This window comes from Pseudoalteromonas sp. DSM 26666, from assembly GCF_900116475.1.
GTDB classification, from domain to species: domain Bacteria; phylum Pseudomonadota; class Gammaproteobacteria; order Enterobacterales; family Alteromonadaceae; genus Pseudoalteromonas; species Pseudoalteromonas tetraodonis.
Window position 1 is genome coordinate 445,321 of sequence record NZ_FPAR01000003.1, and the last position, 12,333, is coordinate 457,653.

The 12,333-nt window shown below is 40.4% G+C and carries 14 protein-coding genes; 9 read left to right on the top strand and 5 right to left on the bottom strand.

The window, feature by feature from the left end:
• The first annotated feature begins 10 nt into the window (after positions 1-10).
• On the top strand, positions 11-943 hold the full coding sequence (locus tag BM380_RS08180) for a hypothetical protein (protein ID WP_090493911.1): 933 nt from the start codon (positions 11-13) through the stop codon (positions 941-943).
• 92 nt (positions 944-1,035) lie between these two features.
• Here the strand turns inward: BM380_RS08180 and serA are convergent, their stop codons facing one another.
• From serA to metK, 5 genes are all read right to left on the bottom strand, one after another.
• Positions 1,036-2,265: a phosphoglycerate dehydrogenase gene (gene serA, locus BM380_RS08185; RefSeq protein ID WP_028833921.1), complete on the bottom strand. Its 1,230-nt coding sequence runs from the start codon at positions 2,263-2,265 to the stop codon at positions 1,036-1,038.
• A gap of 9 nt (positions 2,266-2,274) precedes the next feature.
• Entirely contained in the window at positions 2,275-2,928 is a 654-nt protein-coding gene (gene rpiA / locus BM380_RS08190; protein ID WP_013465690.1) for a ribose-5-phosphate isomerase RpiA, read from the bottom strand.
• Positions 2,929-2,981: 53 nt separating this feature from the next.
• Complete coding sequence (locus tag BM380_RS08195) at positions 2,982-3,578, bottom strand: 5-formyltetrahydrofolate cyclo-ligase (protein WP_090493913.1); 597 nt, start codon at positions 3,576-3,578, stop codon at positions 2,982-2,984.
• A gap of 18 nt (positions 3,579-3,596) precedes the next feature.
• Positions 3,597-4,142 carry a hypothetical protein gene (locus tag BM380_RS08200; protein ID WP_028833924.1) on the bottom strand — a complete coding sequence of 182 codons (546 nt, stop codon included), beginning with the start codon at positions 4,140-4,142 and terminating at the stop codon, positions 3,597-3,599.
• A gap of 139 nt (positions 4,143-4,281) precedes the next feature.
• On the bottom strand, positions 4,282-5,433 hold the full coding sequence (gene metK / locus BM380_RS08205) for a methionine adenosyltransferase (protein ID WP_010387726.1): 1,152 nt from the start codon (positions 5,431-5,433) through the stop codon (positions 4,282-4,284).
• A gap of 265 nt (positions 5,434-5,698) precedes the next feature.
• On the opposite strand from metK, the gene tkt reads away from it, so the two are divergent.
• The 8 genes from tkt to BM380_RS08245 form a co-directional block, all read left to right on the top strand.
• The gene (tkt, locus tag BM380_RS08210) at positions 5,699-7,690 is read left to right on the top strand and encodes a transketolase (RefSeq protein ID WP_028833925.1); all 1,992 of its coding nucleotides are present in this window, start codon (positions 5,699-5,701) and stop codon (positions 7,688-7,690) included.
• Positions 7,691-8,121: 431 nt separating this feature from the next.
• Positions 8,122-8,436 carry a pyrimidine/purine nucleoside phosphorylase gene (locus BM380_RS08215; RefSeq protein WP_010387728.1) on the top strand — a complete coding sequence of 105 codons (315 nt, stop codon included), beginning with the start codon at positions 8,122-8,124 and terminating at the stop codon, positions 8,434-8,436.
• A gap of 189 nt (positions 8,437-8,625) precedes the next feature.
• Positions 8,626-8,982, top strand: coding sequence for a ribosome hibernation-promoting factor, HPF/YfiA family (gene raiA, locus BM380_RS08220; RefSeq protein WP_013465684.1), 357 nt, complete (start codon positions 8,626-8,628; stop codon positions 8,980-8,982).
• A gap of 141 nt (positions 8,983-9,123) precedes the next feature.
• Positions 9,124-10,356 (top strand): NRAMP family divalent metal transporter, encoded by a 1,233-nt coding sequence (locus tag BM380_RS08225; protein WP_090493915.1) that lies wholly within the window; start codon positions 9,124-9,126, stop codon positions 10,354-10,356.
• 151 nt (positions 10,357-10,507) lie between these two features.
• Positions 10,508-10,951: a hypothetical protein gene (locus BM380_RS08230; RefSeq protein WP_090493917.1), complete on the top strand. Its 444-nt coding sequence runs from the start codon at positions 10,508-10,510 to the stop codon at positions 10,949-10,951.
• 64 nt (positions 10,952-11,015) lie between these two features.
• Entirely contained in the window at positions 11,016-11,222 is a 207-nt protein-coding gene (locus BM380_RS08235) for a hypothetical protein (RefSeq protein WP_028833928.1), read from the top strand.
• Positions 11,223-11,245: 23 nt separating this feature from the next.
• Entirely contained in the window at positions 11,246-11,701 is a 456-nt protein-coding gene (locus tag BM380_RS08240; RefSeq protein ID WP_090493919.1) for a GNAT family N-acetyltransferase, read from the top strand.
• Positions 11,702-12,093: 392 nt separating this feature from the next.
• Positions 12,094-12,333, top strand: a 240-nt coding sequence (locus BM380_RS08245; RefSeq protein WP_175527455.1) for a phage integrase N-terminal SAM-like domain-containing protein, incomplete at its 3' end; no start/stop codon positions are given.

A 12,333-nucleotide genomic window follows, 5' to 3' on the forward strand; every position in this document is an offset into this window, starting at 1 on the left:
AGGAAATGACATGAAAAAATTAGTGATTGCAGCCGCGATTATTGCTGCAGGTGTGGGTGGCGTGAGCTATGCAAACTATGTTGCAACACAAGAGGTACGTGCTGAGGTTGATAAACAGCTGGCCTTGGTCAGCGAACAAACCGGTGCTAGTTTTAACTACGCAGAGCTATCGGCGAGTGTTATTTCAAACAGTGTTGCCATTAGTAATATTGAAGTGACTAGCCCTGAGGGCGATAAAATTGCCACGGTTGAGCATGTTGAAGTGACAGGCTACGAAACCGATAAAATATCGCCACATACTGCTTTTACGTTAAAAAACTTTCAATTTGATAAAAGCTTTGTCGATACACTTCCTGCAGATACAAATACACAACTTGCCTCAGCCAGTTATGATTTACACTCTTCATTAGATTACGATGAGCAATCAGGTAACAGTGATATTGTTGTTAAGCTGCAAGCTAATGATATTGCCAGTATTGATATGGACATGGGGCTTGCTAATTCTAAAGCGCTTATGGACGCTTCACTTGAAATCAGTAAGGCTCAAAAAGCTGCAGGCAGTACGCCACTTACTTATGAGCAAGAGTTACAGCAGCAAACAATGATTATGCAAGCAATGAGTAAGCTAGAGCCACGTAATGTTAGCTTAGTTGTTAATAACCAAGGTGATCTTAAAGGCTTATTAGAAAGCGAGTTGGCAAAGCAAGATATGACGTTAGAGCAAATGCAAACAATGCTTGATCAACAGCTTCAACAAGCACCAGTGACCGAAGAAATAGCCAAGGCGTTAACTGATTTTGCTAAAGGACTAAATTCGTTTAGTGTGTCTGCAAAACTGCCTGAAGGTAAAACTATGATGGAAGTGAATCAGCAACTAATGATGTTAGCAGGACAACCCGAAGAGCTGGTTAAGTTTATAAATTTAGAAGTTAAAGGCAAATAACAGCGGTAAGTTATAAGCCGTCAGGATTCAATTTAAAACAAAAAAGCCGTACTTGATTATTCAAGTACGGCTTTTATTATTTTAGCTGATAGTTAGTGAAGAATACGCGCTCTAATTGTACCTTCAACCGCACTGAGCTCTTTAAGTGCGACTTCTGAGTGATCGGTGTCTACGTCAATAACCACGTAACCAATTGCTTCATCGGTTTGTAAGTACTGTGCGGCAATGTTAATACCGTGCTGAGCAAACGCTTGGTTAATTTGCGTTAGCACGCCAGGGCGGTTGTGATGCACGTGTAACAAGCGGCTGCGATTAGCAAGCTCTGGCAATGATACTTCAGGGAAGTTAACTGCGGTAATAGTTGAGCCGTTATCTGAGTACTTAGCGAGTTTACCCGCTACTTCAATACCAATGTTTTCTTGTGCTTCTTGAGTAGAACCACCTATATGCGGCGTTAAAATAACGTTGTCGAATTCACGCAGTGGCGAGATAAATTCTTCATCGTTAGATTTAGGTTCAACTGGGAATACGTCAATTGCTGCGCCGCTGAGTTTTTTCTCTGTTAGCGCTTCTGCTAGGGCGTCAATATCAACGACAGTACCACGTGAAGCGTTAATTAAAATAGAGCCTTGCTTCATTACCGCCAATTCAGCCGTGCCAATCAGGTTTTTAGTTTGCGGTGTTTCAGGTACGTGCAAGCTAATAATATCAGCGCGTTGCAATAGCTGCGTTAAGTTATGTACTTGTGTCGCATTACCTAAAGACAGTTTGTCTTCAATGTCGTAATACTCCACGTTCATACCAATATTTTCAGCCATAATGCCCAACTGAGTACCAATGTGACCGTAGCCAATAATACCTAAGGTTTTACCGCGCGCTTCAAACGAGCCATTGGCTGTTTTTAACCAGCCACCACGGTGCGCAGCGGCATTTCGCTGTGGAATACCACGTAATAAAAGCAGTATTTCACCTAGTACAAGCTCAGCTACAGAGCGAGTATTTGAAAACGGGGCATTAAATACTGCAATACCGCGTTCACGTGCTGCATTTAAATCTACTTGGTTGGTACCAATACAAAAACAACCGATAGCAACTAGTTTTTCAGCTGCATTTAATACCGATTCATTAATATGAGTACGAGAACGCAGCCCCACAAAGTGCACATCTTTAATGCGCTCAATAAGCTCGTCCTCAGGTAGCGATGTTTTAACGTAGTCGATATTGCTATAACCGTTACGTTTTAGCGTTTCAACAGCGCTTTGATGAACACCTTCAAGCAAGAGAATTTTAATTTTGTCTTTTGCTAACGATACCTTACTCATAACCATATCCTATTTAATTTGTGGCCCATTTTTTGTGCCGATAATCACTTTATCAGCACCGCGCTCTGCAAATAGGCCGTTGGTGACTACGCCAACAATTTGATTTATTTGTGTTTCAAGCTGTTTAGCATGGGTAATTTTTAAATTATGTACATCTAAAATAACGTTGCCGTTATCGGTTACAACACCTTGGCGATACACAGGATCACCGCCAAGTTTTAATAATTCGCGGGCAACATAGCTGCGCGCCATCGGAATAACTTCAACTGGCAGTGGGAAATCCCCTAAGGTATCGACTAGTTTGGTGTCATCAACAATACACACAAACTGTTTAGCCACTGCCGCGACTATTTTTTCACGGGTGAGCGCTGCACCACCGCCTTTAATCATTTCGTTTAGAGCGTTAATTTCATCTGCGCCATCAACGTATACATCCAGAGCATCAACATCATTTAGCTCAAATACTTCTATACCAAGTTCTTTTAAACGTGCTGTAGACGCTTCTGAACTAGATACTGCACCAACGATGGTGTCTTTTACTGTGCCTAAAGCATCAATAAAATGATTAACGGTTGAGCCTGTACCAACACCCACTATGGTGTTTTCTTTTACAAACTCCAGTGCAGCCCATGCAGCTGCTTTTTTTAATTCATCTTGTGTCATTGCTATGTGCTCATTTATGTCAAAAATAGACTGTTAGTTTACAAGATTAATTGTTACCAACAGTAGGTTTTATTGGGTGTAATAATAGTTTTAAGAGGCACATCCCACGATTCAATTGGGAGCATATCCACTTGTTGGCATTCGTGTGCTAGGCCAATAAGTTGTGGTTGCTGCAAGTTTTCTTCGTGTAAACGTGCCAAGGTTCTATCGTAAAACCCACCCCCCATTCCAAGGCGATTACCAAATTTATCAAATGCAACAAGTGGCATAAGTAGATAATCAAGCGCTGGCAATGGGCATATTTGAGAGCAGTTCAGCTTAGGCTCCAAGATACCATAGCGGTTTGCTCTCATGGGTGAGTTTTTTTCATATCGTTGAAATAGTAAATTAGCCCCGTTGAAAGGGTGAATTACAGGTAAGTAAACATGCTGTTCAATGCTCCATAATTCATTAATTAACAATGAGGTATCTAATTCGCCATCATTGCTTAAATAAAGCGCGATATGGCTTTTTTTGGCCGAGTTCATGCTTTTTAAATATTGAATAAAATTCACTTTAAGCGAGTGGGCCGCTATTTCTTGCTGGTTTTTTGATAGGTTATTACGTGCTTTACGAATATCGAGTCTTATTTGTGCGCGATTATTACTCATTAAATAACTAAACCATGATTAAAAAGAGAATAAATTAGGAAATAATAAGTACACAGCAAGCACAATAAGTAATATTACGGCTGTAGAAATCAGCGAATATAAAACAAGGTTACTGCGTTTTTTGGGCGTAGTAGAGAGTGGCTCATCAAGCATTAAATCGTCATCTTCCCATACTTCATTTTTTTCATCAGGTAATGATAATTCAACCTCGGGGAGACGTTGCTCAAGATCCTCAAGTTTCTCTTCAAGACGAATTAAGCTACTAGTAATGTAATCTAGGGCATCAAATAAGCGCTGATCTCGCTGGCTGTCGTGCGCTTTTTGAGAAGTAGCTTGTGTAGGGGCTGTTTGCTGAAGTTTGCTTTTGATCCCCAGCGTTGAAAGTAACTTAGCTTGCTTAAGGGCTTTCTCTTTGTTGCTAGGAGCAAACAGCGGCTTGCCATTAAAAAATGCCGCCACCTTTTCAGGTGAGGTTTTTAGTTTTTCTGTCAGTGCATTGGTCACTGCTTGGCTGTCTGCGCCTTCTGCAAGTCCTACAAATATAACACGAAAATTGTCGGCCATTTTTTATCCCTAACACGCTTTATTGTATAAGCAGAGTATATACCTAAAATGTTAAACAGTTCGAGACTGTTTTATGACTAACTTAATACACATAGCAAAACGGCCCTAAAAAGGGCCGTTTTAATATTAGCTAGGTGGCTTACAGGCCAGCTGCTGCGCGAAGTGCGTCTGCTTTATCTGTGCGTTCCCATGGGAATTCATCACGGCCAAAGTGGCCGTAAGCCGCTGTTGGAAGATAAATAGGGCGCTCAAGATCAAGCATTTGAATTAGGCCGTAAGGGCGTAAGTCAAAGTGTTCACGAATAAGTTCGATTAAACGCGCTTCTTCTAATTTACCTGTGCCAAATGTTTCAACACTGATAGATGTTGGCTCTGCAACACCAATAGCATAAGACACCTGAAGTTCACACTTGTCAGCAAGGCCAGCAGCAACAATGTTTTTAGCAACATAACGTGCAGCATAAGCCGCTGAGCGGTCAACTTTTGATGGATCTTTACCAGAGAAAGCACCACCACCGTGACGAGCCATGCCACCGTAAGTATCTACAATGATTTTACGACCAGTTAAACCACAGTCACCCATTGGTCCACCAATTACAAAACGACCAGTTGGGTTAATAAAGAATTTAGTGGCACTAGTAATCAGCTCAGCAGGAAGTACTGGCTTAATAATCGTTTCCATTACCGCTTCGACTAAATCACTTTGCGATACATCTTCGCTGTGCTGAGTAGAAAGTACAACGGCATCAATGCCTACTGGCTTGCCATTTTCGTATGCAAACGTAACCTGTGATTTTGCATCTGGACGCAACCAGTTAAGCTCGCCGCTTTTACGCACTTGTGCTTGGCGTTGTACTAAACGGTGAGAATAAGTAATTGGAGCAGGCATTAATACTTCAGTTTCGTTACATGCGTAACCAAACATTAGGCCTTGGTCGCCAGCGCCTTGCTCTTCTGGGCTTGTACGGTCAACACCTTGGTTAATGTCAGGAGACTGTTTACCAATCGTGTTTAAAATTGCACACGAATCGGCATCAAAGCCCATGTCTGAATGTGTGTAACCAATTTCACGTACTGTTTTACGTGTAATTTCTTCGATATCAACCCATGCGCTAGTCGTGATTTCACCACCAACCATAACCATACCGGTTTTAACGTAAGTTTCACACGCTACACGGGCATGAGAGTCTTGCTCTAGGATAGCATCAAGTACCGCATCAGAAATTTGATCGGCGATTTTATCCGGATGACCTTCAGAAACAGATTCAGAAGTAAATAAATGTTTTGCCATTGTAATTATGCTCACAAATATTGCGCTTCACAAACGTCGGTATTAGCGCTAAAAAATTAAGGCGCGTATTTTATCTAAAACAAATGAACTTGCATAGTTTTTTTACGCCTAGACGTCTAAATAAAATATCTAATAGTAAATGGTTCTTAAAAAATATTCATAATGCCCTATTTTTATGGGTTTTTAATTGCACACAGCCCCCACAATAAGTAAGAATGGGGATAAATAAATACCCGCGCAAATACATATAAAGGTAGGAGAATTCATGCCATCTCGCAAAGAACTTGCAAATGCTATTCGCGTCTTGTCAATGGACGCAGTACAAAAGGCCAAATCTGGTCACCCTGGAGCCCCTATGGGCATGGCTGATATCGCAGAAGTATTATGGCGCGATTATCTAAAACATAACCCAACAAATCCAGAGTGGGCTGACCGAGATCGATTTATACTCTCAAATGGTCACGGTTCAATGCTAATTTATTCTCTACTGCATTTAAGTGGTTATGACTTGCCACTGGACGAAATTAAAAACTTCCGCCAAATGCATTCTAAAACACCAGGCCATCCAGAATATGGATACGCGCCAGGAATTGAGACCACTACGGGCCCATTAGGTCAAGGGATCACAAATGCGGTAGGTATGGCGATTGCTGAAAAAGCATTAGCAGCGCAGTTTAACCGTGAAGGCCATGACATTGTTGATCACCACACGTATGCGTTTATGGGTGATGGTTGTTTAATGGAAGGTATTTCTCATGAAGCATGCTCACTAGCCGGTACATTAGGCCTAGGCAAGTTAGTGGCATTTTGGGATGACAACGGCATTTCAATCGACGGTGAAGTTGAAGGTTGGTTTAGTGATGATACCCCAGCACGTTTTAAAGCATACGGCTGGCATGTAATTAGTGACGTTGATGGCCATGATAGCGATGCAGTAAGTGCAGCAATTGCAGAAGCTAAAAGCGTGACTGATAAGCCAACACTAATTTGTTGTAAAACTATTATTGGTTACGGCTCACCTAATAAATCAGGTAGCCACGATTGTCACGGTGCACCGCTAGGTGATGACGAAATTAAAGCGTCTCGCGAGTTTTTAGGTTGGACGGGCGATGCATTTGAAATCCCTGAAGATATTTATGCACAGTGGGATAACAAAGAAAAAGGCCAACAGCTTGAAGCAAGCTGGGACGAAAAATTTGCCGCATACGAAAAAGCATACCCAGAGCTAGCAGCAGAATACAAACGCCGTACACATTCAGAATTACCAGCTGACTGGGCTGAAAAATCACAAGCGTACATTGAAGAGCTGCAAGCAAACCCAGCAAACCCAGCATCACGTAAAGCGTCGCAAAATGCATTAAATGCGTTTGGCCCGTTACTACCTGAATTTATGGGTGGCTCTGCCGATTTAGCGGGTTCAAACTTAACAATTTGGGATGGCTCTAAAGGCTTAACTGCTGATGATGCAAGTGGTAACTACATTTACTACGGTGTACGTGAGTTTGGTATGTCGGCCATTATGAACGGTATTGCACTGCATAAAGGCTTTATTCCTTACGGTGCAACGTTCTTAATGTTTATGGAATACGCACGCAACGCGGTACGTATGGCTGCATTAATGAAGCAACCAAGCATTTTTGTATACACGCACGATTCAATCGGTTTAGGTGAAGATGGTCCAACTCACCAACCAGTTGAGCAAATTGCCAGCATGCGTTTAACGCCTAACCTATACAACTGGCGCCCATGTGACCAAGTTGAGTCAGCAATTGCATGGCAACAAGCTATTGAACGTAAAGACGGTCCTACATCTTTAATCTTTACTCGCCAAGGCTTAGAGCAACAAGCTCGTGATGCCCAGCAATTAAGCGATGTTAAAAAGGGTGGTTATATCCTAAGTTGTGACGGCAACCCAGAGCTTATTTTGATTGCAACGGGTTCTGAAGTACAGCTAGCGCAAGACTCTGCGAAAGAGCTACGTGCACAGGGTAAAAAGGTACGTGTTGTATCTATGCCGTGTACCGATGCGTTTGAAGATCAATCGCCTGAGTACAAAGAAAGCGTATTACCAGCAAGCGTTTCGCGTCGCGTAGCGATTGAAGCCGGTATTGCTGATTACTGGTACAAGTATGTAGGCCTAAATGGCGCAGTAGTTGGTATGACCACCTTTGGTGAGTCGGCACCGGCAAACGAGCTATTTGAGTTCTTCGGCTTTACGGTAGAAAATGTAGTTAACAAAGCAAACGCATTGTTTTAATTAATTACTTTAGTGTTTTAAAAGCCCGCGCTGTGTAAACAGGGCGGGCTTTTTTATGAGTTGTACTTTTATCACTTCTCTAAAGCGTAGTGTCTCATCGCCCTCTTTGTGCACAAATCATTAAAAATTAATTTGGACAAAGAGAAGCGAATGAGAAGAAAATGAGGTAATACAAAACCCAAATTATAAAAAATAGTTGTTTGATCACTTCTCTAAAGCGCAGCGTCTTTTAGTTCTCTTTGTCCATAAATCACTAAAAGTACTGTTCGAAACTCGTAGCCCGTTGCTCGAAGCATATCTCTCTATAAAGTCGTTCTTTTTTAACCTTTTGGATTTTAGATGAGTAATTTTCACAGCACTTAACTTGCAAGGTTTTTATGTATCAGGCACTGTGGGGGTAACAAAATTATAAATTAACAACAGGAGTTAACATGCCAAAGTTCGATAACGTTAGTGTGGTTAAAAAAGCCAATGTGTACTTTGATGGCAAAGTATCAAGCCGTACTGTGCTTTTAGGTAACGGTGAAGCAAAAACCTTGGGTTTTATGCAACCCGGTGAATTTGAGTTTAATACTAACCAAAAAGAGTGCATGGAGTTGTTAGCAGGGCAGTGGGATGTATTACTACCTGGTGAAAGCGAGTGGAAAACATTTAATGCGGGCGAGTCATTTAATGTTGATGCTAATGTGAGCTTTCATGTAAAAGTAAGTGATTTTGCAGATTATTGTTGTTCATACACCGATTAATTTGTTGGTTGATTAAATTATCAACACCTTTAAAGGCCGCTTCAAAGCGGCTTTTTGCATACTTAATGCTAAATGAATGATCTAAATCAGGTGGGGTAATAAATAATTGCGTAATTTTCATTTTTTCTCTTGTGTTAATTCGTTTAGCCCCCAATACTAACTATGAGGTAACAAATAAAAGGATACCCTATGAAAATTAATCTTTCTGGTCACCATGTTGACGTTACTGATTCTATTAAAGAACACATTAACGAAAAGTTCTCAAAAGTCGCGAGCCATTTTCCATCATTGATATCTCTAGATATTATTCTTTCAAAAGAGCATCATAAGTTCCAAGCAGAAATTAGCACAAATTATGAAGGTGCGCGTATATCGGTAAAAGGGGAAAACGAAGTTATGTATCCTGCTATTTCCAGCGCAGCTAAAAAACTCGATGCCGCACTAAAGCATCGTAAAGGGCAAATAAAAGCGAACTTACATGAAAAGCCTGTAAGTACCACACCAGAAATAGCACATGAAATCATCCAAGAGATGGATTTAAATTAATAACTAACAGCGTGTTATTTTAAAAAGAGCCTAAGGGCTCTTTTTTATTGCCTGTAAATTAGGTAAGTTATGCATTCACACAGTTTATTAATGATAAAAATTAATAATAAAAGCACATAACACACCAAATTTGAGAAGTTAATGCAGTACACACAAAACACATGGAAGTCTCGGTTAGGGGCGCTCGGCCCAGGTATTTTAATGGCAACCGCTGCCATTGGTGGCTCACACTTGGTGGCCTCTACTCAAGCAGGCGCATTATTTGGCTGGCAGCTATTTTGGCTTATTGTGGTGGTTAACGTTTTAAAGTACCCGTTTTTTCGTTTTGGTATGGAATACACACTCGCCACCAAAAATAGTTTAGTAGAAGGGTATAAAAACCAAGGCCCTGGCTATTTTTACAGTTTTATTGCCCTGAATATTATCGCCGCTGTGGTAAATACTGCGGGCGTATTGCTGCTTACGGCGAGCTTATTACACTACGCATTACCTATTAGCATTCCTGTTACCTTATTGTGTTGGGTAATATTGGCCGTGTGTTTAATTATATTATTACTGGGGCATTTTAAAGCGCTCGATAACGTAGCAAAAGCTATTATGGGGCTACTTACTATAGCAACCATCACTGCATTGGTTATTGCTATAAATAACGGCCCAGTAGCGCCTGTAAACTACGTTGGCCCCTCACCATATGAACTTGCCATGTTAGGCTTTATGGTTGCCTTAATGGGCTGGATGCCAGCGCCTATTGAAATATCGGCACTGAGCTCGTTGTGGCTTAAAGAAAAACAAACTCAGCAAAGTGTGACTAAAAGCCAAGGCTTATTCGATTTTAATCTAGGTTATTGGTTAACTGCCGGGCTTGCGCTGGTATTTTTTAGTTTAGGTGCGTTAGTGCAATACGGGCAAAGCAGTAATATAGAACTTGGCGGGGTTGCCTTTGCTAAACAGCTGATTGATATGTACGCATCAACAATAGGCGAGTGGGCAAGGCCTTTGGTATCAGCCATCGCGTTTTTGTGTATGTTTGGCACCACACTCACCGTGCTTGACGGTTACGCCCGTACACTTAACGAATCGCATAAACTTCTTGGTTTTAAGCAATCTAAACACAGCTTAAATACGTGGCTTATACTGCAAGCATTGGCCGGTATGGCGGTTATTTTATTTTTTAAATCAGCCCTTGGCCCTATGCTTACCTTTGCAATGACACTTGCTTTTGTAACCACACCGGTTTTTGCATGGCTTAACTTCAGCCTAGTGCGCTCAGAGCCCGCGATTAAACACAGTCTACTTTTGCGTAGCTTAACGTGGTTAGGTTTAGTGTACTTGGTTGGTTTTGCTGTAGCGTTTGTGGTTTGGAAGTTGATGTGATTTTATTTTCGAGGTTCGAGGTTCGAGGTTCGAGGTTCTAGGTGAAAGGTGCCAATCAAACGACCTCTACATAAATACCGACTAGTGTGGACCACGATAGCCTGCGGTGGGCGAGAATTGGCCTGTCAAAAGTAATAGCTAGGTGAAAAAGATGATCATACTTGAAAGCCAAGTATTTAAGACAATCCCTAAGTCTCCAGAACAGAGCTGTATCTTTTTAAATAATACGCAAACAGGTAAAGTTGTTGATGGTACTTATTTGGAACTTTGTATTAAAGCAGGTTGTAAATACCTTGTCTTTATGACGGATGACACTCCTTACGAGGATATGCTTCATATCCATCTCTTGAATGAGCACCTTGATATTGTTGATTCAGCTACGATTGGTAGCCTGTATTCAACGGGATCTTTTCGAAATTATAATATTCAAAACTCGAACACGTTAACTTTTCATTTTATTGGCGATGTTAAATGGAAAATAGAAATACTAGATAGCAAGGAATTCTTATTTCCTCTTGTTTCTTCACTTAAAGGAGTTTCGAGAAAGAATATTTTTTATCAATATTTTAAAATTTATAGTACCCCTTCGTTATAAACCTTGTAACTTTAAATTGTCCTAGGTAATCATTATTTTATGTTTAATCTACAAGGAAGAAACTATGATATTTAATATGCTCATTACAGACAACTTCGCATCATTTTATGGTGAGGATAAAGAAGTACATATTTTTATTGATAGTTTTGATAATCAAAAGTTTGAAATGCGAATAGGGGACTTAGAACACTCGAAACCACTCGGTAGTGTTATCGCTTTTACTGATGATGAGTTAAATATAAAGTTATTAGCGCTTTATATTAGATATTAATACACAAAAAAAATGAGCTGTAAATGGAAATTAGAACAGGCGAGCTTTCAAACCCACACGTCATAAAACTATTACAAACGCATCATAACGATATGCTAAAGCACTCACCTGTTGAGAGCGTACATGCACTTGATGTGAGTAAACTCACTCAGCCCAACATAACCTTTTATAGCTTATGGATTGATTGTAATTTAGCTGGTGTTGGCGCATTAAAAGCGCTCAATACAACTCATGGCGAAATTAAATCAATGCGTACCTCAAGTAACTATTTACGCCAAGGCATAGCGGCTAAGCTACTTACGCATATTATTGAGCAGGCAACACTGCGAGGTTACAAAAAGCTAAGTTTAGAAACTGGAACAGCAGAGGCATTTTTACCCGCACAAAAGCTCTACGTCCAATTTGGTTTTAAAGAGTGTGAACCGTTTGGGAATTATGAACTAGATCCGTATAGCCTGTTTATGAGTAAATCGGTTTAAACTAAAATGACCGAGAAGTAACGTTTTGTAGTTATATGATTTAAATATTATCCGCATGGCTGTTCAGAGCGATAACCGGACATTGAGATTTGCTTAATATCGTCGCTAATTGATTTGTTAAACGGCTCTTTGCGCATATATTCATGAAAATGAGCGCTGATCGCATATTGATCTATTTAACTTAACTCAAATATTTTAGAAAACTTAGTAATAGTAATACCTTAGGTTATTTGTTAAAACTATATAAAATAGACAAATGAGCGTTTAGTCGGCAGAAATATGCGCGACGAGAGCACCATTAAATTGTTGAACTAAGCCGCTACGCGGAGATCCTATTCTGACCATTTGAGCCACACTTACCTTGGGGTTATCCCATAACTTGGAGGTAAGTCATGAATACACTCATTGAACAAGTCAAAACTGAAATAGCCTATCGTGGTTATTCGCAAAGTACATGTAAAAGCTACTGTGAACATTTACTAAAACTCAGTCATTATTTTAATAAACCGCTCGATTCGATTACTGATGAGGAACTTAACGCCTTTTTTAACGATCCTGCGATTCGTAAACTTTCTAGAGCAAGCCAAAAAATACAGATAAACAGTATTTGGTTCTTGTTTAAGAATATTTTA

Bases quoted from the DNA above. Each gene is read 5' to 3' on its own strand.
- BM380_RS08180 (WP_090493911.1), top strand. From the start codon at position 11: ATGAAAAAATTAGTGATTGCAGCCGCGATTATTGCTGCAGGTGTGGGT.
- serA (WP_028833921.1), bottom strand. From the start codon at position 2,265: ATGAGTAAGGTATCGTTAGCAAAAGACAAAATTAAAATTCTCTTGCTT.
- rpiA (WP_013465690.1), bottom strand. From the start codon at position 2,928: ATGACACAAGATGAATTAAAAAAAGCAGCTGCATGGGCTGCACTGGAG.
- BM380_RS08195 (WP_090493913.1), bottom strand. From the start codon at position 3,578: ATGAGTAATAATCGCGCACAAATAAGACTCGATATTCGTAAAGCACGT.
- BM380_RS08200 (WP_028833924.1), bottom strand. From the start codon at position 4,142: ATGGCCGACAATTTTCGTGTTATATTTGTAGGACTTGCAGAAGGCGCA.
- metK (WP_010387726.1), bottom strand. From the start codon at position 5,433: ATGGCAAAACATTTATTTACTTCTGAATCTGTTTCTGAAGGTCATCCG.
- tkt (WP_028833925.1), top strand. From the start codon at position 5,699: ATGCCATCTCGCAAAGAACTTGCAAATGCTATTCGCGTCTTGTCAATG.
- BM380_RS08215 (WP_010387728.1), top strand. From the start codon at position 8,122: ATGCCAAAGTTCGATAACGTTAGTGTGGTTAAAAAAGCCAATGTGTAC.
- raiA (WP_013465684.1), top strand. From the start codon at position 8,626: ATGAAAATTAATCTTTCTGGTCACCATGTTGACGTTACTGATTCTATT.
- BM380_RS08225 (WP_090493915.1), top strand. From the start codon at position 9,124: ATGCAGTACACACAAAACACATGGAAGTCTCGGTTAGGGGCGCTCGGC.
- BM380_RS08230 (WP_090493917.1), top strand. From the start codon at position 10,508: ATGATCATACTTGAAAGCCAAGTATTTAAGACAATCCCTAAGTCTCCA.
- BM380_RS08235 (WP_028833928.1), top strand. From the start codon at position 11,016: ATGATATTTAATATGCTCATTACAGACAACTTCGCATCATTTTATGGT.
- BM380_RS08240 (WP_090493919.1), top strand. From the start codon at position 11,246: ATGGAAATTAGAACAGGCGAGCTTTCAAACCCACACGTCATAAAACTA.